We start from the raw sequence: 24,202 nt of genomic DNA, 5'->3' as shown, positions 1-24,202 counted from the left end.
GCTTATGCTTGCCGGTAAGCTGCAAACGCGCGATATTGTCGCATCAGAGGGGAATCTTGATCCCCAACGCCTCTTTCGACCGACCCTGGTCCAACCTCGAGTCCCTCCGGAGACGTGAATGGCCTTTTGGAAGCAGTTCATACTGTCGATCATCGCCATTGTTGCCGGCTTTGCCGCGTGGGTTTTCTTTGTGCCCGGCGCCGGCGATATGATGCGCGATGCAGGTATTCCAGACAGCATCGTTTCCAAGATCGCGCCGAAGGCTGAAGAGACAGCGGATGCCGACGCTCCTGCCCGGGCGCAAGGGCAGCAGCGTGGCGACGGGCAAGGGCAGGGACAGAACCGCCGAGGTGGCGGCGGGCGCAACAGCGCCATTCTCGTCGCCACGCAGGCTGTCGTCCAGGGCGTCGTCAACGACCGGCTGAACGCCATCGGCACGGGTGACGCGATCCGCTCGGTCGCGGTCACGCCGCAGGCATCGGGCACGATCCGCGAAATCCTCATCAAGTCGGGCGATAGGGTCAAGGCCGGGCAGGTGCTCGCCAAGCTCGACAGCGAGGAGCAGGTGATCACCCGCGGCCAGGCCGATGTGGCGGTCAAGGCCGCCGTCGAGAAATCCAATCTCTATCACAACATCAAGTCCAGCGTGTCGCGCATGGACGTCTTCGATTCCGAGATCGCCGAGCAGGGTGCTCGGTTGCAACTGCAGGCCGCCGAGCTCAATCTCGCACGGCGTAATATCACCGCGCCGATCGACGGCATCGTCGGCATCGTACCGGTCAATATCGGCGACAACGTCACGACGAGTATCCCGATCGTCACGCTCGACGACCGTTCGGAAATCCTCGTCGATTACTGGGTGCCGGAGCGCTTCGCCAATACAGTATCGGTCGGCCAGCCGGTCGAGGCGATGTCGGTCGCACGGCCGGGACAGGTGTTTTCGGGCGTGGTCGAAGCCGTCGATAACCGCATCGACGCGGCAAGCCGCACGCTTCGCCTGCGCGCCAAGATCGACAATAGTTCGGATGAACTGCGCGCCGGCATGTCCTTCAACGTCAGCATGAAATTTGCCGGCGACAAATATCCGGCGGTCGATCCGGTCTCCGTGCAGTGGGACTCGCAGGGCTCCTTCGTCTGGCAGGTCAACGACGACAAGTCACGCAAGGTGCGGGTCAGCATCGTGCAGCGCAACCCGGATTTCGTACTCGTCAAAGCCGACCTCAAGGACGGCGACGTGATCGTCACACAGGGCCTGCAGCGCGTGCGTGAGGGTGGGGCGGTGCGTGTCAACGCCGACGTCGCCGCGAATGCGGGGGTCGTCGCCCGATGAGCGTGACCGAGATTCATCAGGACAGAGGCTCGGGCAAACAGGGCTTCACCGCGCTTTTCGTTCGCCGGCCGATCCTGGCGCTGGTGTTCAACACGCTGATGGTCGTTGCCGGCCTTGCCGCCTATGTCGGCGTCGAAGTGCGCGAACTGCCCGATGTCGACCGTCCCGTCGTCACCGTGCGCACCACCTTCGACGGCGCATCGCCGCAGACGATCGACCAGGAGCTGACCAAGGTGATCGAGGGGGCGGTCGCGCGCGTCAGCGGCCTGAAATCGATTTCGTCGACCTCGTCCTTCGGTCAGAGCCGGGTGACGTTGGAATTCTCGGATGCGATCGATCTCTCGGTCGCCGCCAACGACGTGCGCGACGCGATCGGCCGCATTACCCAGAACCTGCCCGACGAAGCGGATGCGCCGCAGATCGTCAAGGCGGATTCGGATTCCTCGGCGATCATGCGCCTCGCCGTCACCTCCACCAAGCTCAACATGGACGACCTGACCCAACTGGTCGAAAACGAGGTGATCGATCGCCTCGCCTCCGTCGACGGGGTTGCCGACGTCGAGGAATATGGCGACCAGGAGAAGGTGTTCCGCGTCGACGTCGACCAGGGGGCTCTCGCCAGTCGCGGGCTGACCATCGGCGACCTGACGAAGGCGCTCGATAATGCGGCACTCGACGTACCGGCCGGCTCGCTGAAGAGCAATACGCAGGATATCGTGGTGCGCGCGACCGCCAACCTGCAGACGCCGGCGGATTTTTCCAACGTCATCCTGCAGGACCGCGTCAGGCTCGGCGACGTCGCGACGGTGATGCTCGGGCCGCGCGACGGCGAAACGGCGCTGCGCTCCAACGGCAAGCTGGGCATCGGCCTCGGCATCATCCGCCAGGCGCAGTCGAATACACTGAACATCTCGACCGGCATCAAGGCGGCCGTCGACCAACTGTCGAAGACGCTGCCCGAGGGCACGACGATCGCCATCACCAGCGATGACGCCGTCTTCATCCAAGGTGCGATCCACGAGGTGGTGCTGGCGCTGGTGCTCGCCGCCGTCATCGTCACTGCCGTCATCTATCTCTTCCTGCGCGATTGGCGGGCGACGCTGATCCCGGCGGTCAGCATGCCGGTGGCGCTGATCGGCACGCTGGCGGCGATCTACATGGTCGGCTTCTCGATCAACATCCTGACGCTGCTCGCGATCGTGCTGGCGACCGGCCTCGTCGTCGATGACGCGATCGTCGTGCTCGAAAATATCGTGCGCCGGCGCGCCGAAGGCATGGGGCCGCGCGCGGCCGCGGTGCTCGGCACGCGCGAGGTGTTCTTCGCGGTGATCGCCACGACGGCGACGTTGGCGGCCGTCTTCATTCCGCTCTCCTTCCTACCGGGACAGGTCGGCGGCCTGTTCCGCGAATTCGGCTTCGTGCTCGCCTTCTCGGTCGGGCTGTCGTCGATCGTGGCGCTGACGCTGTGTCCCATGCTTGCCTCGCGCATGCTGACGAAGCCGATGCTCGAAGATCACGGCGCGCTCGGTCGCTTCGGCGGCGCGCTTGCCAGTCTCTACAAATGGGCCCTGCACGCCTGTCTCAACGCGCCCTTCGTCGTCATCCTCTTCTCGGTGATCTTTGCCGGCGCGGCACTCGTCGCCTTCTCGACGGTCAAGAGCGAGTTGACGCCCGAAGAGGACCGCTCGATGGTGATGATGCGGCTGACGACGCCGCAGGGATCGAGCCTCGAATATACCCGCGACAAGATGCAGCTCGTCGAGGAATATCTGCAGCCGCTGGTCGACAGCGGTGACATCCGCAACGTCTTCTCGATCTCGGGGCAGGGCGGGTCGCTGAACAGCGGCTTCATGGTGCTGACCCTCGCCCCCTGGGGAGAACGTGACAGGACACAGACGGAGATCGTCGGCGATATCAACCAGGCAGCCTCCAGGGTGCCGGCGCTGCGCGGCAATGCCATCTCCTCCAACAGCTTGCGCATCCGCGGGGCCGGCAGTGGTCTGCAGATGGCGCTGATCGGCAATGATCACGAGGCGTTGACGGCGGCGGCCGCCAAGCTGGTGCAGGCCCTGGAGGCCACTGGGCAGTATGATACGCCGCGCTTGACCAACGAGCCCAGCCAAGCGCAGGTATCGGTGGCGATCGATCGCGAGCGCGCGTCCGATCTCGGCATCGACATAACCGGGCTCTCGACGGCGATCCAGTCACTGCTCGAAGGGCGCTCGGTGGTCGACGTCTTCGTCGACGGCGAATCCTATCCCGTGCTTCTGACCTCGACGACGCGGCCGATCGACGATCCGACCGACCTTGAGAACGTGTTCCTGAAGACCGGCGACGGCAAGATCGTGCCGATGTCGGTCATCGCCACGATGAAGGAAGGCTCGGTCGCGCCGCAGCTCAACCGCGAGCAGCAGCTGGCCTCGGTGGCAATCACCGCCGGCCTCAAGAACGGCATGTCGCTCGGCGATGCGGTCAAGCAGGTCACTGAACTTGCCGCGCCGCTACTGCCGGCGGGCTCGCGTTTGTTGCCGCTCGCCGAAGCCGCGACGCTGGAAGAGAATTCGAGCGGCATGGCGCTCACCTTCGGTTTTGCCATCGTCATCATCTTTCTGGTACTGGCGGCGCAGTTCGAAAGCGTGCTGTCCTCGCTGATCATCATGTCGACGGTGCCGCTTGGTCTTGCCTGCGCCGTCTTTGCGCTTGTTATCACCGGCTCCAGCCTCAACATCTACAGCCAGATCGGCCTGGTGCTCCTGGTCGGCGTCATGGCGAAGAACGGCATCCTGATCGTCGAATTTGCCAATCAGCTGCGCGACCGGGGCGAAGATGTGCGGTCCTCGATCGAGAAGGCCTGCGCGCTACGCCTTCGCCCTGTGATGATGACGATGATCGCCACCATCCTCGGCGGCGTGCCACTGGTCTTTGCCCATGGCGCCGGTGCCGAAGCGCGTATTGCGCTCGGCTGGGTGATCGTCGGCGGTCTTGGTTTCGCGACGCTGGTGACGTTGTTCATCACGCCGGTCGCCTATCTGCTGCTTGCCCGCTTCGCCAAGCCGCACGCCCATGAGGAGGCGCGCCTGCACGAAGAGATGTCGGTCGCCACGCGGCCGCGCGCTGCGCCCGACGACGAGCATCTACAGGCCGCCGAATAAGGCTTTCATCCGATTTCGAATGCTGCCGGACCTGCTGCATAGTTCCTTGAATCCTAATCGATTTAAGGACAAAGTTACGCGGCAATTCGAAGTGCTACAGCGTCCTTTGCGGGTCTCAGAAGACGCGCGACGCCGCAATCCGGCGGCGTTTCTCTTGGTGTATGAAACCTTGTGAAATAAGCTAAATTACTTCTGAAGTTTAGTCGTTTATTAAGCATAAACGGCAATGATTGTTACCAGCAACCAATGGTCTTCTTCGTTTCTTGGAGGCCGCAACGCGCTGGAATTCCAGCGACCCCGGACATGAGAGTCCGTGCGGACGGTTCATTTCTTGTGCAGTTTGCGTCTTGTTGTGTTTTTGGAGTTTCGTTTCGTGAGTATTTATCAGCGCGTCTCGGTGGATGCGGCGCTTCATGTGCTGCGCGATATCAACCGTAACATGGCGGTCACGCAAAACCACATCACCACCGGCATGCGTGTCGCAGAGGCCAGAGACAATTCCGTCTACTGGTCGATCGCTACCACTGCTCGAACCGACAACAAGGCGGTTTCGGCGATCCAGGATGCACTCGGTATGGCGGCGGCGACGATGGGAACGGCCTATACCGGCGTTCAGAATGTCATCGACGTCGTCTCCGAAATCAAGGCCAAGCTGGTTGCCGCGACCGAGGACGGCATCGACAAGAACAAGATCAACGACGAGATCAAACAGCTGCAGGAGCAGTTGCGCAGCGTTTCGGAATCGGCGACCTTCAATAGCGACAACTGGGTGGTCCTTACCAACGATGCGACGCCGACGCAGCCGCGCCAGATCCCGGCCTCCTTCATCCGCAACGCCGATGGCACGATCTCGGTCGGCATGTTGAGCTACCATATCGACACGACGCCGAGTGGGACCACGACCTCCAAGGACACCCGCTACTTGATCGACGATCGCGCCACCGGTTCGGGCGAATACGGCGTGTTGACATCGGCCTACTTCGCCACCGAGCTCGGCGCCTCGCAGGACTATGTGCTGATGCAGAGCAAGAACGGCACCACCACCGGGCAGGTGGTGATTTCGCTCTCGGCCGGCACGACGAAAGGACAGGTCAGCGAAATGATCAGCGTCGTCGATGCAGCGCTGACGCAGCTGACGACGGTCGGTTCGGCTTTTGGCGCGCTGGAAAAACGCATCAATCTGCAGAACGACTTCGCGACGAAACTGCATGACAACATCACCGGCGGCATTGGCCGGCTCGTCGATGCCGACATGGAGGAGGAGTCGAGCAGGCTGCGGGCGCTGCAGACGCAGCAGCAACTCGGCCTGCAATCACTGAACATCGCCAACGCAACTTACGATACCGTGCGGCAGTTGTTCCAGAATTTCTGAGGCCAGACTCTCTTGATCATAAACGCGTGACATCGAACTCCGCAGGTAGGAAGTGCTTTCCGCCGCGGAGTTTTCACAAATTCGCGTGCAGGCGCAGGGACGGCATCCACCAAAATTGGTGATAATCAGCGCATTCCGGCAACATGGCGGTGTTTCGACGTCCGAATTTGCCGTATCAGGAGAACATCTTCATTTTCTTGCCGCAATCCTTGCCATTTGCTCGCATCAGTCGAACGGAGACCGTCCTGTCAATGATCAAAAAATTCATACTTCTAGCTATTGCCACAAGCTATCTCAGCGCCTGCACGACGACCGATCCCTATACCGGTGAACAGAAGGTTTCCAATACGGCCGGCGGCGCCGCGCTTGGCGCCCTCGGGGGCGCGCTCGTCGGCGTGGCCGTCGGCGGCGGCGGCCACGGCAAGCGCAATGCGGCGCTGATCGGCGCAGGCGTCGGCGCTCTCGCCGGCGGTGCGATCGGCAATTACATGGACCAGCAGGAATCAGAGCTTCGCGCCCAACTCGAAGGCACTGGCATTTCGGTGACTCGTAACGGCGACAACATCATCCTCAACATGCCCTCGAACATCACCTTCGACGTCGATCAGGATGCGGTAAAGCCGGGCTTCTATCCGACGCTGAATTCGGTGGCGATCGTGCTGCGCAAGTTCAACCGCACGCTGATCGACGTCAACGGCCATACGGATTCGACCGGCAGCCTGCAGCATAATCAAGACCTGTCGCAGCGCCGCGCGTTGTCGGTTGCCGATTATCTCGGCGGCCAGGGCATCGACCAGCGCCGCGTCTCCGCTGTCGGTTACGGCCCGTCCCAGCCGGTCGCCTCCAATGCGAACGAGGCCGGCCGCGCACAGAACCGCCGCGTCGAGATCCAGATCGCGCCGATCACGCAGGGCTGATTTCGGCTCATATGCATTTGCAGAAAGGCCGGGTCACTCCCGGCCTTTCTCGTCAGTGCTGCATCGTCGCACCCTTGGTGATTTTGTCGACGATCTTCTTTTCGGCGCGCAAGGCGATGCCGACCACCTTGGCGTCTTCGGGCGCAAATTCTGCGAAGACGGCGCGGTTGGCTGCGTCGTGGCCGGTTGCAAACATTTCCTCGATAAAGAGCGAGCTGGTGATATCGCGCTCCAGCGCGCGGCGATGAATGGCTGATACGGTCGCCTCGTCGGCGGAGAGCACGATGATCGGCTGGATCGATAGCGGATTGTAGAGGTTGCCGGCGCGGTCCCTATAGGCTGCGCCGATAATCTCGGGATGCCGGCCGGCGATGCCTGTCATCAGGAAGGCGGTGACGTTCAGCTTCTGCCAGCCGGCAAGATTGTTTCGCAGGACGACGGCAATTTTGGTATCAAACATCGGACGGTCTTTCACCTATCTACGGCTTACGGAGTATCGAGCGCGTTGAACCAGGATTTACATCCACAGGTCTTCGAAGGTCTTGAACGTTTGTGCGCGGGCCCCTCCGGCAACGCCATCCTGGCTGCGCCGGCCTTTCCCGGCATCGAACGCATCGAGGCGCAGTTCTCAGGCAATGCCTTCGAGCCGCATCGGCACGACACCTATGCACTCGGCGTGACGCTGAAGGGGGTTCAGACCTTCCGCTATCGCGGCGAGCGGCGCTTCAGTCTGCCGGGGCAGGTGATCGTGCTGCATCCCGACGAAGAGCACGATGGCGGGGCGGGGACGGAAGATGGGCTGCAATACCGCATGCTCTATCTGGAGCCGTCGCTGCTGCTTGAATGCCTGGAGGCGGATGGGGTCGGCCTGCCATTCGTCGGCGAACCCGTGATCGGCGATCCGGCGCTGGCGGGTGTACTGCTGGCGGCTCTCGGCGAACTCGACCGCGAACTGGACGCGCTTTTCGTCGACGATTTCGTATCGCAGGTGGCAGGCGGCCTGTCCCGGCATGCGCGCCTGCCGTCGCGGCCGCTGGGCCCCGTCGCCTGGCGGCAGGCGCGGGCGGCACGGGATTATCTCGAGGCGCGCACGCGACCCGGGCAGTGAATTCCGGCGAGCTTGAGGCGGTAACGGGTCTCGACCGTTTTGCGCTGTCGCGGCATTTCCGGGCGGCCTTTGCCACCAGTCCGCATCGCTACCTGCTGATGCGGCGGCTGCAGCGAGCCCGGGCGATGATCGGCGCGGGCGAGGGGATTTCCGATGTGGCGGCGGCGACAGGCTTTGCCGACCAAAGCCATCTCAACCGCCATTTCAAAAAGGCCTACGGCATGACGCCTGGCCAGTGGGCAGCACTCGCATTCCACCCCAAGCAGGGCACTAGAGCGGGATTGTTTTATGTCCGTTCATATCCGGCTTCCTTGAAGTAGTTTTGGCACTCTTTCGGCGAGACGGTTTGAAGGGTGGCTGCCAGCGCGTCGTCGATGGCCTGTCGGGTTCGAGCCTGCGCCTTGCGCAGCTCGTGCTTGATCTTGGCGAAGAGTTTTTCGATCGGATTGAGATCGGGGGAATACTGCGGCAGGAAGAACAATCTGGCGCCGGCCTTGCGGATGGCGGCACGGATAGCGCCGGCCTTGTGCGAGCCGAGATTATCCATGACGACGATGTCGCCGGGTTTGAGCTCCGGTACCAGCACCCTCTCGACATAGATGCGAAAGCGTTCGCCATTGATCGGGCCGTCGATGATCCACGGTGCGCTGACGCGGTCGGCCCTGAGGGCTGCGACAAAAGTCATGGTATTCCAGTGGCCGAAGGGCGCATGGCCCAACAGCCGTTCGCCGCGCGGCGCCCAGCCCCTGAGCGGCGTCATATTCGTCTTCGTCCAGGTTTCGTCGATAAAGACAAGGCGAGATGGATCGATGCGATGGCGATGCTTCAGCCAGCGCGCCCGCCGGGCGGCAACATCGGGCCGCTCGCGCTCGCTGGCGACCAACGTCTTTTTTTATAACTCAGCCCTTCCTCATGCACGAAGGTCCGGACGGCGCTGTAATCCACTTTCAGGCCGCGCTCTCCGAGTTCCGCCACCAACCCGCGCAAGGTGAACGCCTGCATGTGGCAGCGATCGATCAACCAGACCCGATGTTTACCTGAGATCGCCCGTGGCTTGTGCCCGCCCATCTGGCCGGGAGCCGCGCTGCCCGTCTCACGCAAGCGCCGGACCCAGTCGATCGCGGTGCTGATGCCAATGCCGAAGCGCTTTGCCGCCGCTCGACACGACAGGCCCTCGCGCGTTACTGCGCCAACAACGCGTTCCCGAAGATCATCCGAAAAAGGTTTCGCCATCCAGACCGGCCTCCTGCACCGGCCAGAATGGTGAATCTGATTTGCACCAGAAAGGGAATCCCTGTTCCGATTCCGACTAAAACAATCCCGCTCTAGGCGGGGCTTTCCGCAAGGCCGGAACGGCGTGCGATGAAACGGGCGAGCATCGGGCCGATCATCAGGATCACCAGGAAACGGCCGGTCTGCATCGCCATCACGAAGGGCACGTCGACGTCGCTGGAGGCGGCGATGATGGCGACGGAATCGGCGCCGCCGGGGCTGGTGGCGAGATAGGCGGTCAGCGGATCTATGCCGGCGAAGACGTGAAGCCCCACAGCCATGCAGCCGCAGAGCGCCATCAGCAGCACGATGCAGGCCGATACCCTCGGCAGGGCGCGCGCCACGTGCTTGAGGATCGAGCGGGTGAAGCGCAGGCCGATGCTCCAGCCGACCAGTGCGTAGGAGATGGCGAGCAGCCACATCGGCAGCTCGATCTTCAGCAGGCCCATCCCCTGCAGCAGGGCGCCGAGAAAGAGCGGCACGATGATCGTGCCGCCCTGGAGGCGCAGGCGCCAAACGCCATAGGCACAAAAGGCCGCAAAAGCCATGGTCGCTGCAAAGGCCGGCCGGTCAATCTCGGGAAAGAGGACAAGCGGCGGCGGCTCGGCGCCGTCGGCTGCCACCCACAGACGCGAGATCACCGAGGCGCCGACGGCGACGAAGACAACGCGCAGATACTGCATGAAGGCGACGAGACGGGCATCGGCGCCATAAGCTTCCGACATGATGACCATGGCGGAGGCGCCGCCCGGCGAGGAGCCCCAGACCGCGGTCGTTCCCGGCAGCACCTGCCAGCGCGTCAGCAGCCAGCCGAGGCCGGTGGCAATGGCGATGACCGAGAAGATGAACAACAGAAAGAGCGGCGCGTCTTTCGCCATGGTGCCGAGAATATCGGGCGTGATGGTGCGCGCCATCATCAGGCCGACGAGGACCTGGCCGAATTGCAACGGCCAGAAGGGCACGCGAAGCTTTCCCTTGCCGACGGTTAGCGCCAGCGCGATTGCAGCGACCATCGGCCCTATCAGCAGCGAGGCCGGCAGGGCGAAGAGCTCGAGCAAGACGACGAGAGCCGTGGAAAGCGCGAGCAGCAGCGCCCATTTCGGCAGGCCGGCATCCCGCAGCAGGCGGCTCGCGTCGCTGAATGACATGATCCCCGTATCTTTCCTGGCCGTGCCAAGCCCTGAAGCTGAAGGTAGGGGAAGCTCCGGCATGACGAAGAGAGGCCGGCTGCAGGAGCCGCCCGGCGCGGGTCCGGTATAGGTGGGTGGCACGGCCGCGGTCAATTGCGAAATCTGGCTTCTTGGCGTCTTGGCATGCGAAACTGATTCATGCGGCCGCTTCAAGTCGTTGTTTTCATGCAGATCGTCCTCCAAAGCCACTGAACGGTTTTGAACGAGATGCACTAGAAATGCACATGGCTGACGAGAAAATCGAGCAGCGCGCGTACACGCGCCGGCAGCGGGCCACCCTGGCCCATATAGAGGGCGTAGAACTCTTCGAGATCGCCGGGATTGGCCTCCTCAAGCACCGGCACCAGGCGCCCGGCATCGATATCGGCGCGCACGGTGAAGGCGGCAAGGCGGGCAAGGCCGGCACCTGACAAAGCGAGGTGGCGCATGGCTTCGCCGTCTCCCACCTGCACGCCCGGTGTGATCGGGATCATCACCGTTTCGCCGTCCTCGCGCAGCGGCCAGCCCTCGATGGCGCGGGCATAGGAAAAGCCGATACGGCAATGACGGCGGAGATCGGCGGTCGTGTGTGGTTTGCCGTGACGCGAGAGATAATCCGGCGACGCGACGATGATCTTGCCGGTGACGCCAAGCTTGCGGGCGATCAGGCTGGAATTCTTCAAGGGGCCGGCGCGGATCGCGACATCGGCGCGCTCTTCCATCAGGTCAACTATCCTGTCGGTATGGGAAATATCCAGCGTCACGGCCGGATGATGCGCCATGAAGGCAGGTACGAGCGGCGCCAGCAGATGGTTGCCGAAGGAGCCGCTAGTGTTGATGCGGATGCGGCCTGAGGCCTGTTCGCCGGTCGAGGCCTGATGCTCGGCCTCGGTGATATCGGCAAGGATGGCGATGCTGCGCTCGTAGAAGGCGCAGCCTTCCGGCGTCAGTTGCAGCCTTCGCGTGGAGCGGTTGACGAGGCGGGCGCCGAGGCGTGTCTCTAGCCGGGCGACGAGTTTGCTGACGGCCGACGGCGTCATGCGCCGGGCCGTGGCGGCGGCCGAAAATCCACCGCGCTCGACGACACTGACGAAAACTTCCATTTCGCCGGAGCGATTGATGTCCTGACGGCTCATGATGAATTCAAGTCACAAATGTTTTGCTGGCGGGCAATCTATATCATCGAACCGCCAAGGTCTATCTCATAGGAAAGACAGGAGACAGGTCCATGGACTACAGAAATCTCGGCGCATCCGGCCTCAGAGTATCGGTCTTAAGCTTCGGCGCGGGCACATTCGGCGGCAGCGGCCCACTATTCGGCGCCTGGGGCAATACCGGTGCCGAGGAAGCGCGGCGGCTCGTCGACATCTGCCTCGAAGCCGGCGTCAATCTTTTCGACACAGCCGACGTCTATTCGGCCGGCGCTTCCGAAGAGGTGCTCGGCCAGGCGATCCGCGGCCGGCGCGACGCCGTGCTGATCTCGACGAAGACGGCGCTGCCGATGGGCGAGGGGCCGCAGGACTGGGGAACATCGCGGGCGCGGCTGATCCGCGCCACCGAGGATGCACTGCGCCGGCTCGGGACCGACTATATCGACCTTCTGCAGCTACATGCTTTCGATGCCTCGACGCCGGTCGAGGAGGTGCTGTCGACGCTCGATGGGCTCGTCGCCGCAGGCAAGATCCGCTATGTCGGCGCTTCGAATTTTGCCGGCTGGGAACTGATGAAGTCGCTTGCCGCCGCCGAGCGCCACGGCTATCCGCGTTATGTCGCCCACCAGGTCTATTATTCGCTGGCCGGGCGCGATTACGAATGGGAGCTGATGCCGCTTGGCGCCAACCAGGGTGTTGGAGCGCTGGTCTGGAGCCCGCTTGCCTGGGGACGGCTGACCGGCAAGATCCGCCGCGGCCGGCCGCTGCCTGCGGCAAGCCGTCTGCACGAGACGGCGCAATACGGCCCGCCGGTCGACGACGAAAAGCTGTTCGACATCGTCGACGTGCTCGACGCCATCGCGGGCGAGACCGGCCGGACGGTGCCGCAAATCGCTATCAACTGGCTGCTCAGCCGGCCGACGGTGTCGAGCGTCATCATCGGCGCCAGAAACGAAGAGCAACTGCGGCAGAACCTCGACGCGGTCGGCTGGAGCCTGTCGAAGGAGCAGATCGAAAGGCTCGACGCCGTCAGCGCGGTGACGGCGCCCTATCCCTATTTCCCCTATCGGCGGCAGGAGGGTTTTGCGCGGCTCAATCCGCCGATCGTCTGAGGCGCCGGGGGCGGCGGATTTGGCTATAACAAGCCGCCTACAACAAAAGGGGAATGAATTCTTCTGCCAATCTTAACTGGACAGCCGCTTTGACTTGCCGCATACCCAGCCTAACCTGCGGAACACGATCTGGTTTCCGCGGAATAGCAGGGAGATCAAAGGGATGGCGCTGAAGGACGCAAAGGCCGGCACACGCAACGAGGCGGGTATCGCCGCCGTGCTTAGCATTCTCAAGCAGAGCTTCGGCGAGCGCTTCCAGACCGGCCAGTCCTTCCGCGAACAACATGCCCATACGACCACCTATATCCCACCGCAGCTGCCGGACGGCGTGCTCTTCGCAGAGAGCGCCGAGGATGTGAAGGCGGCGGTCAGGGCTTGTGCGACCCACAAGGTGCCGGTCATCGGATTCGGCACCGGCACCTCGCTGGAGGGGCAGATCAATGCCGCCCATGGCGGTATTTCGATCGATTTCAGCCGCATGAACCGGGTGCTCGAGGTCAATCCCGAAGATCTCGACTGTACCGTCGAGCCGGGTGTGACACGCGAAGCGCTGAACATCCACCTGCGCGATACCGGTCTGTTCTTCCCGATCGATCCCGGCGCCAACGCCTCGATCGGCGGCATGGCCTCGACGCGGGCGTCCGGCACCAATGCCGTGCGCTACGGAACGATGAAGGACAATGTGCTTGCCGTCACCGCCGTCACCGCCAATGGTGAAGAGATCCGCACGGCCCGGCGCGCACGCAAATCCTCGGCGGGCTACGATCTGACGCGGCTCTTCGTCGGCGCCGAGGGCACGCTCGGAATCCTGACCTCGGTGACGTTGCGCCTGCAGGCGATCCCGCAGAAGATCGCCGGAGGGGCCTGTGCCTTTCCGAGCATCAAGGCCGCTTGCGATGCCGTCATCATGACGATCCAGATGGGCATTCCGGTGGCGCGCATCGAGCTCCTCGACACGGTGCAGATGCGGGCCTGCAATGCTTACTCCGGGCTTTCCTATGCCGAAAGCCCGACACTTTTCCTCGAATTCCACGGCACCGACGAGACGGTGCCGCTGCAATCGGCAGCTTTTGCCGAGATCGCGGCCGAATGCGGCGGCAGCGAATTCCTGTGGACCGCCAATGCCGAGGAGCGGACAAAGCTCTGGAAGGCGCGTCACGATGCCTATTGGGCCGCAAGGGCGCTGGCGCCCGGGCTTGCCGCACTTTCGACCGATGTCTGTGTTCCGATATCGAGGCTCGCCGATTGTGTGTCCGAAACGCAGGCGGATATCGAGGAGCACGGGCTGCTGGGGCCGATCGTCGGTCATGCCGGCGACGGGAACTTCCATGTGCTGCTGTTGTTCGACGACAGAAGCGTCGAAGACATCGCCATGGCTGAGAGCTTCGTGCAGCGACTCAACCAGCGGGCGCTCGACCTGGACGGGACATGCACCGGCGAACACGGGATCGGGCAAGGCAAGATGGCGTTTCTGGAACAGGAGCTTGGCGGCGCTGTGGATCTGATGCGACAGGTGAAACAGGCGCTCGACCCGGACGATATCTTCAATCCCGGCAAGATTTTCCATCATGGCTGAAAACGGAATGGTCTCATGAAGTTGGGCCTTGCCCCCGGCATGAATAGCGCTAGAACAGGATGATGTTGGGCCGGCTCAACCTGAAATCTGAATCCTGTTCTCAAATAAAGAGTTAGAGCATGATGTCGTCCGAAAACCGCTCACACTTTTCGGCATCATGCTCTAGTGTCGGCAACAGAATCCCGAATGGAGACGCTTTGCATTGGTAGGCCGGTTCCTCGTCTTTCTGGGGGGAGTGATCGTCGTAGCGCTGTTTGTGGCGCTGCTTGCGCCGCTGTTCATCGACTGGACGGATTTCCGCAAGAATTTCGAGGATCAGGCAAGCCGCATTATCGGCAAGAAAGTCACCGTCTACGGCACGGTGGATGCGCGCCTGCTGCCATTTCCATCAGTGACGCTGCATGACGTGCGCGTTGGCCAGGAGGCTGACGGCACGCCGATCGTCAAGGTCGAGCAGTTCTCGATGGATGCGGAGCTCGCACCTTTCCTGTCGGGTGAAGCGCTGATCTTCGACATGCGTATCGTCAATCCGAAGGTGCGCTTGAGATTGCTCAAGGACGGCACGCTCGACTGGATGCGCGGCAGCCGCGCGGAAATACCGGCAAGGACCGTCGTACTCGAAAACGTGCATGTCAGCGGCGGCGAGGTCGAATTCATCGACGACCAGTCGGGCCGCTTGCGTCGCATCACCGGCCTCAATGCGGAAATGTCGGCAAAGTCGCTGGCCGGTCCCTGGCGCATCGAGGGCGACGCTGCGCTCGACGGCGAACACGGCGGCTTCTCGATCTCGAGCAGTCAACCGGACGAGAAGGGCGTGCTGCGCATGCGCACCAGGCTTTCGCCGGACAAGCACCCTGTCAGCGTCGATCTGGACGGCGAATTGAAGCTCGTCGACAGCAAGCCGAACTATCAGGGCCAGCTTTCGGCCGCGATCGAAATCCGCAACAGCGCCAAGCCCGCCAACAAAAAAGAGCAGCCGCCGCGCGTCAAGGGCCGCTTCGAGCTCACCAATGAACGCATCCGCATTCCCGAATACCGGATGGAGATCGGCCCGACGGACGATCCCTATGTTATAACCGGCGAGGCGACGCTCGATACCGGCAATGCGCCGGAATTCCTGTTGACCGCTGATGGGCAGCAGATCGACGTCAACCGCATCGGCAATCAGGGCGCGGCGGGCAAGACGACACGGGATCCCGCTGTCTCGGCGCGCCAACGGCTGAATTCGCTGATCGATATCGTCCGGCAAGTGCCGATCCCGCAGGTGCCGGGCAAGGCGAGCGTCAAACTGCCGGCGATCGTCGCCGGCGATACGACGCTGCGCGACGTGCAGCTGGAGCTCGAACCGGCCGGCACCGGCTGGATGATCGACAGCGCCACCGGCATGCTGCCGGGGCGCACGCAGGTGGAAGGCAAGGGCAAGCTCCTGCTTGAGGGCGAACCTTCGTTCAATGGCCAGATCGTGGTGGCCTCCAGCCAGCCGACGGGACTTGCCTCCTGGCTTGCCGGCTCGGTCGATCCGGCCATCCGGCAATTGCGGCAGGCTGGCTTTTCCGCCAATGTCAGCCTGACGCACGAATTGCAGCGTTTCGAAAATCTCGAGATCGCCGTCGGACCGGCGACGCTGAAGGGTCGGCTGGAGCGCCAGGCGATCTCCGGCCAGACGCCGACGTTGTCGGTGGCGCTGAACGGCGATACGCTCGATCTCGACGCGCTGCAGGCGCTGAGCGGGCTCATGACCGGCCCGGATGCCGGCGATAACGTGCTCGACCACAAGATCGCCGCCCAACTCAAGGCCGATAAGTTCACGGCCTTCGGCGTCGACGCCGAGAATGTCGAGACCACCTTTACGATCGCCGATGGGGCGCTTGCCGTCGACCGGCTGTCGATCAAGAATATCGCAGGTGCCGAGCTGACGGCGACCGGCAGGGCAGAAGGCTCGCTGCTCGACTACAAGGGCGCCGGTGAGATCACTTTCAAATCGGCCGATCCCGGCGGGTTCTTCACCATGCTGCGCGAGCACCTGCCGCATCACCCGGTGCTCGATCGGCTGGTGCGCAATGCCGGCTGGTACGGCAATACGGCCCTGCGCGGCGCGCTGACGCTCGGCGGCGATGAGGGCAACGCGCTGGCCGTGACGCTTGCCGGCGTGGCGAACGGCAGCCGCGTCAATCTCGACTACCGCATGTCCGACCTCCTGGCGTTGACCGGCAACGGCACGACGAGCCTCGAGGCGACGCTCGAAAACGCCGTGCCGTCCATCCTGTTCGGTCAGGCCGGGCTCGACCCGCTGCCGGTCGATGTCGGGGCCAATGGCCGCCTGACGCTCAAGGTGAAGGCATCGGGCAACGATCCTGCCGATGCGGCGCTGAGCTTTGCGACCGACCGGACCTCGTTCATGGCCAATGGCAAGGTCGATGTCCGGCCGGAGAGCTTCATGAACGGCCAGATCGCGCTGTCGCTCGACAGCGCCGATATCGACCCCTATCTCATCATGAACGGCATCGCCCTGCCGCAGACCGGATCCGGGCTGCCGCTCGGCCTGCAAGTCAATGCAGCCGTCGATAGCGACAAGATCGTCCTTTCGGATCTTAAGGGGCATGCGGCCGACAACGAATTTTCAGGTGCGCTGACCCTCGACCGGAAGGCTGCGAAGACGACAGCGAGCGGCGGCCTGACGCTCTCAAAGGCCGATGCCGGCTGGCTCGGCGAGGCGGTATTCGGCCAGATCGTCGATCCCGCCAACGGACAGCTGACGACGGCGCCGCTGGGGCTGCCCGTCTTCAAGGATCTCGACGTCAACGTAAAGCTGACGGCCAAGCAGTTCTGGCCGGGCCTGCCGGAAACGGCGGTGTCGGACTTCACCAGCAACGTCGCCTACAAGGGCGACGAGCTGCAGCTCAACGACATGGCCGGCAACTGGGACGGCGGAAAGCTTTCCGGCAATCTGTTCTTCACCAATGCCAACGGCACCGGCTTCCTGCAGACGAAGCTTGCGCTTGCCGATTCCGATCTTTCCGGCGTCGTCTGGCTGCGCGACGGCGCGCCGATCGCCAACGGCAAGTTCGGATTGTCGCTGTCGATGGAGGCCTCGGGCAAGACGATCGGCGAGATCGCCAGCTCGCTCAATGGTTCCGGCGAACTGAGGCTCGGCGATACCAGCATACGCGGGCTGAACCTTGCCATCCTTCCGCCGCTGCTTGCCGCGACCGATACGATGCAGGAGCAGATCAATGCCGGCAAGGTGCATCCGATCATCGAAACACTGCTCAGCAACGGCGAGGCGAAGCTGCCGCCGCTCGGCGTTCCCTTCAACATCACCGACGGGACGCTGAGGGTGCAGAATGTCACCGTCGCCAACGATCTCGCCCGCATCACCGCCGATGCGCAGATCGCGCTGCCGGAAAAGCGGGTCAGCGCGACGCTAGGTGTCGGGTTCAATCCGGGAACCGAAGCGCTTTCCGGCGCCGAGCCGGCGCTCAAGCTGAATTTTTCCGGCATGCTGCCGTCGCCCGGCAAGACGATGGATGTGACCGATATCACCAGCTACCTGTCGCTGCGCGCCTTCGAGCGCGAGCGCCGGCGGGTCGAGCGGCTGCAGGCGATCGTGCTCGAAAAACAGCGGCTGCGTCGCGAGGTGGCGCTCTATCGGTTCAACGACGCCGAGCGCATCAAGGCGGCCGAGATCGAGCAACAACGGCAGGCGGAGGAAGAGCGGCTGCGTGCATTGGCGCAGGAGGCGGCCGCACGTGTTGCGGCTGAAGCGAAGGAGAAGGCGGATGCGCAGGCAAGGGCCGCAGCCGAGGCAGCGCGTCGGGGCGAGCAGTCGCAGCCCGGCCAGCTCAATTTCGATCAGGTGCCCGGCGTTCAGGCGCAATAAAGCGTGTCATAGCCACGGCTGCTCTTTTCTCGGCGAGTTGCCTTGTTCTCTCCGGCGCGGCCGGTTGATCGGCCGTTACGACGATCACGTTGACGTGACGGCGTAACAAACCGCCCCCTCACAGCGAAATCAAACATATCGGGTTGGGTGGTTCCAACATCGAAGCCGTTTGAAAAGGGAGCGCCAACATGAACCAGCGGGGAAAGATCACTGCAACGATCGCATCAACTCTTGCTGCCGTCACGACCACGATGCCGGTATTTGCCGCCGATCGATCACCGACGGTTGTCGAGCTGTTCACCAGTCAGGGCTGCTCGTCTTGCCCACCGGCCAACGCCAATCTCATCAAGATCAGCAGCCGCCCGGACGTGCTGGCGCTGAGCTTTTCGGTGACCTATTGGGATTATCTCGGGTGGAAGGACACCTACGGGAAACCGGAATATACGCAACGGCAGGTCGATTACGAGCCGGCGCTGCGGCAAGCTGGTCCCTTCACGCCGCAAATGGTGGTGAACGGCACGACAACCACAGTCGGCAACCGTCTTTCCGACGTCGAGGCGCTACTATCCCAGGCGCGACCGCCCAAAGGGCCGAGCCTCGCACTTGATCATGATCGCATCGAGATTGGCGGAACCTCCAATGTCGCGAACGCGGCCGACGTCTGGCTCGTTCGTTATGATCCGCGCATCGAATCCGTTCCGGTGGCGCGTGGCGAGAATGAGGGCAACACCCTGCCGCATACCCATGTCGTGCGTCGTCTCGATCGCTTGGGAATATGGAATGGATCGAAGGCTTCCTTTCCCCTTCCTCTGCCTGAATCAGGGCTGAAAACCGCCATCCTGGTGCAGGCGCCGAACGGAGGTCCCATCCTGTCGGCGATCACGGACTGAGCTTTGCAACGACACCCTCAATGACGCGCGGCCACGTTGCGCGTCACCTTGCCTGAATTGCGGCCTTCAGCCACGAGAGCACATGCAGCCGCAGCGCCGAGGAGAGGTTGCTGTCCGTAGGGCGGTGGTCGTCGATTTCGGAAATCAGGGCAGCGAGCGGGATCGAACGGCTTGCGGCGATCGTCTTCAGTTCGGCCCAGAATTCATCTTCGAGCGAGAAGCTGGTGCGATGGCCGTGCAGTGTCGCCGAATGCTTACGGATCACGACGGGCTGTTTCAGATCTTGGTTGGGGTTTAGAGATCGATTCAAGGCGATCGCTCAAGTGGCTGATCGCAGAATCCATTCCGGCTCTTAAAGCTTTGCGTGAAGCCGTCATGCGCCGTCGTCATCGGTTTCGATCCGGCCGTCGCGATGGGCCTTGTCGGCCTTGTCGTTCAAGCTGCGGGTCAGTTGTTTCTCGGCCTTGGTTCGGCCGAAGGAGATGCGGTTCTGCTCGGCCTGCCTCTCCTTTTCGGAGCGGGCCTGCTTCTTGCGGAACTGGCGCAGGTTGACGATTTCGGCACTCATGGCCCTCGATTCCTATGAAAAAGGGAGGCAGAGCCTCCCTTTCAAATCACTGCTTCTTGCGGAAGGAGTCGAGTGAGACGACGGAGCCCGGTTTTTTCTCCTCGCCGTCGGCGGGTTTTGCGCCCGCGACGTCGTCGGGCTTTCCGGCCGCATCCACCGGATAGGCGGTGATTTCGCCGGACGGCAATTCCTCGCCATCGGCGAGAGGCACGTCGAATTCGAGCTCGAAGTTGACGGAGGGATCGTAGAAACCGCGGATCGCATTGAATGGGATGACCAGTTTTTCCGGAACGTCCGAGAAGGAAAGGCCGATCTCGAAATGCGTCTCAGTGATCTTCATATCCCAGAACTGGTGCTGGATGACGATGGTCATCTGCTCGGGGTATTTCGACTTCAGATGCTGGGAGATGCGCACGCCGGTCGCGCCAGTGAGGAAGGTGATGAAAAAGTGGTGATCACCGGGCAGGCGGCCCGTGGCTGCAACTTCCGCCAAAACCTTGCGGATGACGCCGCGAAGTGCATCCTGTGCCAGAATGTCGTAGCGGATATGATCCTGCCCCATGCTTTTCCTGTCTTTCGTCGGTTCGGAGTCTTTTCACAAGGTTGTATGCCACGTCCGGGCGCCTTGGGAAAGACCGGAGCCGAGTCACGTTTTTAAGCAGCATACATGATTTCGGCGGCAGGGAGAAGGTGAAGGCTTCTGTTGCCAGGTGCCTTCGGACCCCGCCTAGAGGTGCGAACCACTAGGACTTTGATTGAAGTGTCACACCGCGATTAAGCAGCGAGACGAGCTTCCGCATAGTTGTCGTTTGCAACTACAATTTTAGCCCGATAACGGCGGTACAATGCCGAGCAAAAAGACGATCTTTACACCCTTGTCGATCCTGTTTCGCCCCCATCAAAAGCCGGCCTTTAAGACCGCCGGTTTTTGGTGGAGGCGCCGGGTACCGCCCCCGGGTCCAATAGGTTTATTACACCGCTCATTTATCGCCATAGCCGGCCCGAAAGCCGGCAGGGGTCATATAGTGGTTTCCTCAGCCCATGGAAAGGGCAAACGTCATAAAAGCGTTATGCGATCCATCAGAAACTTTGGGAAAATGCCCGCCGGAGATTGGTTTCCCGGTTCCGAAGGCTTAAATTAGCCGAAACGGAATCAGCGCGACATGAAGCAATATCTCGATCTCTTGAATCATGTGATGGAAAAGGGCTCCGACCGGGGCGACCGCACCGGCACCGGCACACGCTCGGTCTTCGGCTATCAGATGCGCTTCGACCTCGAAGAGGGCTTCCCCGTCCTCACCACGAAGAAGCTGCATCTGCGCTCGATCATCCACGAGCTTCTCTGGTTCCTGAAGGGCGAGACGAACATCCGCTATCTCAAGGAGAACGGCGTTTCGATCTGGGACGAATGGGCCGACGAAAACGGCGATCTCGGGCCGGTTTACGGCGCCCAGTGGCGCTCCTGGCCAGCGCCCGGCGGCGGCCATATCGACCAGATCGCCAATCTGATCAAAGGCATTGTCAACAATCCGAATTCGCGCCGCCACATCGTTTCGGCCTGGAATCCGGCCGAAGTGGACGAAATGGCGCTACCGCCCTGCCATTGCCTGTTCCAGTTCTATGTGGCTGACGGCAAGCTTTCCTGCCAACTCTACCAGCGCTCGGCCGATATCTTCCTCGGCGTGCCCTTCAACATCGCCTCCTATGCGCTGCTGACGATGATGGTGGCTCAGGTGACCGGGCTGAGGTCCGGCGATTTCGTCCACACGCTCGGCGACGCCCATCTCTATCACAACCATTTCGACCAGGCGAAGCTGCAGCTGGCGCGCCGGCCGAAACCGCTGCCGTTCATGCGCATCAATGCTGATGTGAAGGATATTTTCGGTTTCAACTTCGACGATTTCGAGCTGATCGGCTACGAGGCCGATGCCAGCATCAAGGCGCCGATCGCCGTCTGATCCGGGATATTTCATGGCTGACATCCGCAGGACCATTATCGCCGCCGTCGCCCGGAACGGCATTATCGGCCGCGATGGCGACATGCCGTGGCGGCTTTCCAGCGATCTCAAGCGCTTCAAGGCGCTGACATTGGGCAAGCCTGTGGTGATGGGCCGCAAGACCTACGATTCGATCGGCAAGCCGCTGCCGGGACGGCCGAACGTCGTCATCTCGCGGCAGGCGGCGATAGACCATGCTGATGTCAGCATGACACATTCGCTGCCCGAGGCGATAAAGGCGGCCGAAAGGCTGGCGCTCGAAACCGGCGTCGACGAGATCTGCATTCTCGGCGGTGGGCAGGTTTATGCCCAGGCGATCGGTCTTGCCGACCGGATGTGCATCACGCATGTCGAGGCCAATCTTGACGGAGACGCGTCGTTTCCCGCGATCGATCCCGACATCTGGCAGGCAGGGGAGGCGATCGCGGTTCCGGCCAGCGAAAAGGACAGCTATCCCACGCGTTTCGTCGTCTACGAACGCCGGCAGGCCTGAAAATGAACTATTTTCCAATTAAATTGACCAAGTTTCTCACGCTGCGTTGAAAGCCGATGCGGCGATACCTATAACGGTCACCAACGCGTCCGCCGGTCAGCCCCCACGGTTTCGGATGCGTGGAGACTTAACGAACAACGAGGTTTTGATGCCCTGGAGCAATCAGAATGGCGGCGGCGGCCCTTGGGGCGGCGGCGGCGGTAATAATCAGGGACCATGGGGACAGGGGCCGAACCGGCCGCGCGGTGGCGGCAAGGGCGGACCGCCCGATCTGGAAGATATCATCCGGCGCGGCCAGGACCAACTGCGCAACATCATTCCCGGCGGCTTCAACGGCGGCGTGGCGGTGATCGTCGCGGCGATCGTCGCCGTCTTTTGGCTGATCCAGTGCATCTACGTCGTGCAGCCGGACGAACGCGGCGTCGAGCTGCGGTTCGGCAAGCCGAAGGAAGAGATTTCGATGCCGGGCCTGCATTTCCACCTGTGGCCGATGGAAACCGTGGAGACGGTCAAGGTGACCGTGCAGCAGCTGAACATCGGGGCGACTTCGGCATCGTCTTCGAATGGCCTGATGCTGTCCAGCGACAAGAGCGTCATTAACGTGCAGTTCGCCGTCTTTTACACGGTGAGTGACCCGAAGGCCTATCTCTTCAATGTCGAAAATCCGGCAGAGACCCTGCAGCAGGTTTCCGACAGTGCCATGCGTGAAATCGTCGGCCGGCGTCCGGCGCAGGACGCCTTCCGCAGCAATCGCCAGCCGATCGAAGTGGATGTGCTCAATATCCTGCAGGACACGATGAACCGCTATGGCGCAGGCGTGACCGTAACCGGAGTGACGATCCAGAACGTGGCGCCGCCGCGCGAAGTCGCCGATGCCTTCGAAGAAGTGCAGCGTGCCGGCCGTGACCGTGACAGCACGATCGAAGAGGCCAACCGCTACACGAACCAGAAGCTCGGCCAGGCGCGAGGCGATGCGGCGCGAATCCGTGAAGATGCCGCCGCCTACAAGGACCGTGTCGTGAAGGAGGCGGAAGGTGAAGCGCAGCGTTTCACTGCGATCAACGACGAATATTCCAAGGCGCCCGACGTGACCCGCAAGCGGTTGTACCTCGAAACGATGGAGCAGGTGCTGAAGAATTCCAGGAAGGTCATCATCGACGAGAAGCAGGGTGTCCTGCCCTATCTGCCGCTCAATGAGCTCGGCAAGCCGGCGCAGCAGGGAGGTTGAGTCATGACATCGAACAGACTTCCCATCGTTTTCCTCATCCTTGCCATCGTGCTGGTCGGGCTCTATTCGTCCATCTTCGTGGTGAATGCGCGCGAGCAGGCCATCGTCGTCCGTTTCGGCCAGATCCAGACGGTCAAGACCGAGCCTGGCATTTACTTCAAGCTGCCCTTCGGCTTCATGGACGCCGACCGGGTTCAGCTGGTCGAAAAGCAGGCGCTGCGGCTCGATCTCGACAATATCCGCGTTCAGGTCCAGGACGGCCAGACCTTCGATGTCGATGCCTTCGTGATCTATAACATCTCGGATGTTCGCCGCTTCCGCGAAACGGTATCGGGCGATCGCGAAGCCGCGGAAGCGCGGTTGAGAGCGCAGCTCGATTCATCGCTTCGCCGCGTCTACGGTCTGCGTGACTACAATGCGGCGCTCTCGGAAGAGCGTGTCGCGATGATGCTGGAGATTCGCGACGATCTGCGCACCGATGCCGAAAATCTCGGGCTGCATATAGACGACGTTCGCATCCGCCGCACCGACCTTTCGCCGGAGGTCGCGCCGAACACCTATAATGCCATGCGTTCGGAACGCCTCGCCGAGGCGGAGCGTATCCGTGCGGAGGGCAATGAGGAAGGCCAGCGGCGCCGGGCCATCGCCGACCGTCAGGTCGTCGAGCTCACCGCAGGCGCGCAGCGCGATGCGGAAATCCTTCGAGGCCAGGGCGATGCGGACCGCAACCGCGTCTTCGCCGAAGTCTTCAGCAAGGATCCAGCCTTCTTCGAGTTCTATCGCTCGATGGCGGCTTATTCCTCTGCCCTCTCGTCGCAGGACACGACGCTGGTGCTGTCGCCGAATTCGGAATTCTTCCGCTATTTCGACAATGCCGCCGGCAGTTTGCAGCCGCCGGCAAATCCTGCCGCACCGGCTGCGGTAACTCCCGGCGCGGCTGCTCCCGCAGCTCCCACCCAGCCGGCGAACTAACGGCAAGGGATGTCA

At 62.3% G+C, this 24,202-nt stretch carries 19 protein-coding genes, 1 other RNA gene and 1 pseudogene; 13 read left to right on the top strand and 8 right to left on the bottom strand.

All coding sequences use genetic code 11. The annotated features are described in order from the left end of the window. Window positions 1–118: 118 nt before the first annotated feature. The 4 genes from N2A41_RS14005 (at window position 119) to N2A41_RS13990 (ending at window position 6,771) form a co-directional block, all read left to right on the top strand. Window positions 119–1,330 (top strand): efflux RND transporter periplasmic adaptor subunit, encoded by a 1,212-nt coding sequence (locus N2A41_RS14005; RefSeq protein ID WP_260109059.1) that lies wholly within the window; start codon window positions 119–121, stop codon window positions 1,328–1,330. Next, a complete protein-coding gene (locus N2A41_RS14000; protein WP_222386273.1) occupies window positions 1,327–4,482 on the top strand; it encodes an efflux RND transporter permease subunit in 3,156 nt (1,051 codons plus the stop codon). Before N2A41_RS14005 ends, N2A41_RS14000 begins: the two co-directional genes overlap by 4 nt. A gap of 373 nt (window positions 4,483–4,855) precedes the next feature. Then, window positions 4,856–5,854 (top strand): flagellin N-terminal helical domain-containing protein, encoded by a 999-nt coding sequence (locus N2A41_RS13995; RefSeq protein WP_260109058.1) that lies wholly within the window; start codon window positions 4,856–4,858, stop codon window positions 5,852–5,854. A 251-nt stretch (window positions 5,855–6,105) separates the two neighbouring features. After that, the gene (locus tag N2A41_RS13990) at window positions 6,106–6,771 is read left to right on the top strand and encodes an OmpA family protein (RefSeq protein WP_222386271.1); all 666 of its coding nucleotides are present in this window, start codon (window positions 6,106–6,108) and stop codon (window positions 6,769–6,771) included. Between the two features lie 52 nt (window positions 6,772–6,823). Here the strand turns inward: N2A41_RS13990 and N2A41_RS13985 are convergent, their stop codons facing one another. Next, complete coding sequence (locus N2A41_RS13985) at window positions 6,824–7,231, bottom strand: DUF2000 family protein (protein WP_222386270.1); 408 nt, start codon at window positions 7,229–7,231, stop codon at window positions 6,824–6,826. A 45-nt stretch (window positions 7,232–7,276) separates the two neighbouring features. Between N2A41_RS13985 and N2A41_RS13980 the strand changes: the two are divergent. Further along, window positions 7,277–8,199 (top strand): annotated as a pseudogene (locus N2A41_RS13980) (AraC family transcriptional regulator). Here N2A41_RS13980 and N2A41_RS13975 read toward each other — a convergent pair. The 3 genes from N2A41_RS13975 to N2A41_RS13965 all read right to left on the bottom strand — a co-directional run bounded on the left by N2A41_RS13975 (window position 8,166) and on the right by N2A41_RS13965 (window position 11,456). After that, window positions 8,166–9,112, bottom strand: a protein-coding gene (locus tag N2A41_RS13975) for an IS630 family transposase (protein WP_222282285.1) whose coding sequence is annotated in 2 segments (ribosomal slippage) — window positions 8,166–8,771 and window positions 8,774–9,112 — 945 coding nt in all. Because the reading frame shifts where the segments join, the coding sequence is not laid out codon by codon here. The pseudogene N2A41_RS13980 and the gene N2A41_RS13975 overlap by 34 nt on opposite strands. A 92-nt stretch (window positions 9,113–9,204) precedes the next feature. Continuing rightward, the gene (locus N2A41_RS13970) at window positions 9,205–10,299 is read right to left on the bottom strand and encodes an AbrB family transcriptional regulator (protein ID WP_260109057.1); all 1,095 of its coding nucleotides are present in this window, start codon (window positions 10,297–10,299) and stop codon (window positions 9,205–9,207) included. Between the two features lie 254 nt (window positions 10,300–10,553). Further along, the gene (locus tag N2A41_RS13965; RefSeq protein ID WP_170254998.1) at window positions 10,554–11,456 is read right to left on the bottom strand and encodes a LysR family transcriptional regulator; all 903 of its coding nucleotides are present in this window, start codon (window positions 11,454–11,456) and stop codon (window positions 10,554–10,556) included. A 92-nt stretch (window positions 11,457–11,548) separates the two neighbouring features. Between N2A41_RS13965 and N2A41_RS13960 the strand changes: the two genes are divergently transcribed. The 4 genes from N2A41_RS13960 (at window position 11,549) to N2A41_RS13945 (ending at window position 18,929) form a co-directional block, all read left to right on the top strand. Beyond that, window positions 11,549–12,583 carry an aldo/keto reductase gene (locus tag N2A41_RS13960; protein ID WP_222386268.1) on the top strand — a complete coding sequence of 345 codons (1,035 nt, stop codon included), beginning with the start codon at window positions 11,549–11,551 and terminating at the stop codon, window positions 12,581–12,583. Window positions 12,584–12,746: 163 nt separating this feature from the next. After that, the gene (locus tag N2A41_RS13955; protein WP_260056433.1) at window positions 12,747–14,159 is read left to right on the top strand and encodes an FAD-binding oxidoreductase; all 1,413 of its coding nucleotides are present in this window, start codon (window positions 12,747–12,749) and stop codon (window positions 14,157–14,159) included. A gap of 202 nt (window positions 14,160–14,361) precedes the next feature. Further along, on the top strand, window positions 14,362–18,039 hold the full coding sequence (locus N2A41_RS13950; protein ID WP_260109053.1) for an AsmA family protein: 3,678 nt from the start codon (window positions 14,362–14,364) through the stop codon (window positions 18,037–18,039). 188 nt (window positions 18,040–18,227) lie between these two features. Beyond that, the gene (locus N2A41_RS13945) at window positions 18,228–18,929 is read left to right on the top strand and encodes a DUF1223 domain-containing protein (RefSeq protein WP_260109051.1); all 702 of its coding nucleotides are present in this window, start codon (window positions 18,228–18,230) and stop codon (window positions 18,927–18,929) included. Window positions 18,930–18,972: 43 nt separating this feature from the next. On the opposite strand, the gene N2A41_RS13940 is transcribed toward N2A41_RS13945, so the two are convergent. From N2A41_RS13940 to ssrA, 4 genes are all read right to left on the bottom strand, one after another. Continuing rightward, complete coding sequence (locus N2A41_RS13940; RefSeq protein ID WP_170255003.1) at window positions 18,973–19,194, bottom strand: ribbon-helix-helix domain-containing protein; 222 nt, start codon at window positions 19,192–19,194, stop codon at window positions 18,973–18,975. A 108-nt stretch (window positions 19,195–19,302) separates the two neighbouring features. Then, window positions 19,303–19,497, bottom strand: coding sequence for a DUF4169 family protein (locus N2A41_RS13935; protein WP_064249591.1), 195 nt, complete (start codon window positions 19,495–19,497; stop codon window positions 19,303–19,305). A 46-nt stretch (window positions 19,498–19,543) separates the two neighbouring features. Further along, entirely contained in the window at window positions 19,544–20,059 is a 516-nt protein-coding gene (locus tag N2A41_RS13930; protein ID WP_170255005.1) for an SspB family protein, read from the bottom strand. A 127-nt stretch (window positions 20,060–20,186) separates the two neighbouring features. Next, window positions 20,187–20,549, bottom strand: a transfer-messenger RNA (tmRNA) gene (gene ssrA / locus N2A41_RS13925). Window positions 20,550–20,660: 111 nt separating this feature from the next. On the opposite strand from ssrA, the gene N2A41_RS13920 reads away from it, so the two are divergent. From N2A41_RS13920 to hflC, 4 genes are all read left to right on the top strand, one after another. Beyond that, on the top strand, window positions 20,661–21,455 hold the full coding sequence (locus N2A41_RS13920; protein ID WP_260109049.1) for a thymidylate synthase: 795 nt from the start codon (window positions 20,661–20,663) through the stop codon (window positions 21,453–21,455). 13 nt (window positions 21,456–21,468) lie between these two features. Beyond that, on the top strand, window positions 21,469–21,987 hold the full coding sequence (locus N2A41_RS13915; protein ID WP_260109048.1) for a dihydrofolate reductase: 519 nt from the start codon (window positions 21,469–21,471) through the stop codon (window positions 21,985–21,987). 148 nt (window positions 21,988–22,135) lie between these two features. Continuing rightward, the gene (gene hflK, locus N2A41_RS13910) at window positions 22,136–23,215 is read left to right on the top strand and encodes an FtsH protease activity modulator HflK (protein ID WP_017965047.1); all 1,080 of its coding nucleotides are present in this window, start codon (window positions 22,136–22,138) and stop codon (window positions 23,213–23,215) included. A 3-nt stretch (window positions 23,216–23,218) separates the two neighbouring features. Next, window positions 23,219–24,187 carry a protease modulator HflC gene (gene hflC / locus N2A41_RS13905; RefSeq protein ID WP_017965046.1) on the top strand — a complete coding sequence of 323 codons (969 nt, stop codon included), beginning with the start codon at window positions 23,219–23,221 and terminating at the stop codon, window positions 24,185–24,187. Window positions 24,188–24,202 lie beyond the last annotated feature (15 nt).

The organism is Rhizobium sp. SRDI969, assembly GCF_025152725.1.
GTDB classification, from domain to species: Bacteria; Pseudomonadota; Alphaproteobacteria; order Rhizobiales; family Rhizobiaceae; genus Rhizobium; species Rhizobium leguminosarum_I.
Note: the sequence above shows the minus strand (reverse complement) of the source record. Positions and strands in the feature narration are given on the sequence as shown.

Excerpts from the sequence above, each read along its gene's own strand:
- N2A41_RS14005 (WP_260109059.1), top strand. The coding sequence starts at position 119 with ATGGCCTTTTGGAAGCAGTTCATACTGTCGATCATCGCCATTGTTGCC.
- N2A41_RS14000 (WP_222386273.1), top strand. The coding sequence starts at position 1,327 with ATGAGCGTGACCGAGATTCATCAGGACAGAGGCTCGGGCAAACAGGGC.
- N2A41_RS13990 (WP_222386271.1), top strand. The coding sequence starts at position 6,106 with ATGATCAAAAAATTCATACTTCTAGCTATTGCCACAAGCTATCTCAGC.
- N2A41_RS13985 (WP_222386270.1), bottom strand. The coding sequence starts at position 7,231 with ATGTTTGATACCAAAATTGCCGTCGTCCTGCGAAACAATCTTGCCGGC.
- N2A41_RS13970 (WP_260109057.1), bottom strand. The coding sequence starts at position 10,299 with ATGTCATTCAGCGACGCGAGCCGCCTGCTGCGGGATGCCGGCCTGCCG.
- N2A41_RS13965 (WP_170254998.1), bottom strand. The coding sequence starts at position 11,456 with ATGAGCCGTCAGGACATCAATCGCTCCGGCGAAATGGAAGTTTTCGTC.
- N2A41_RS13960 (WP_222386268.1), top strand. The coding sequence starts at position 11,549 with ATGGACTACAGAAATCTCGGCGCATCCGGCCTCAGAGTATCGGTCTTA.
- N2A41_RS13955 (WP_260056433.1), top strand. The coding sequence starts at position 12,747 with ATGGCGCTGAAGGACGCAAAGGCCGGCACACGCAACGAGGCGGGTATC.
- N2A41_RS13945 (WP_260109051.1), top strand. The coding sequence starts at position 18,228 with ATGAACCAGCGGGGAAAGATCACTGCAACGATCGCATCAACTCTTGCT.
- N2A41_RS13935 (WP_064249591.1), bottom strand. The coding sequence starts at position 19,497 with ATGAGTGCCGAAATCGTCAACCTGCGCCAGTTCCGCAAGAAGCAGGCC.
- N2A41_RS13930 (WP_170255005.1), bottom strand. The coding sequence starts at position 20,059 with ATGGGGCAGGATCATATCCGCTACGACATTCTGGCACAGGATGCACTT.
- N2A41_RS13920 (WP_260109049.1), top strand. The coding sequence starts at position 20,661 with ATGAAGCAATATCTCGATCTCTTGAATCATGTGATGGAAAAGGGCTCC.
- N2A41_RS13915 (WP_260109048.1), top strand. The coding sequence starts at position 21,469 with ATGGCTGACATCCGCAGGACCATTATCGCCGCCGTCGCCCGGAACGGC.
- hflK (WP_017965047.1), top strand. The coding sequence starts at position 22,136 with ATGCCCTGGAGCAATCAGAATGGCGGCGGCGGCCCTTGGGGCGGCGGC.
- hflC (WP_017965046.1), top strand. The coding sequence starts at position 23,219 with ATGACATCGAACAGACTTCCCATCGTTTTCCTCATCCTTGCCATCGTG.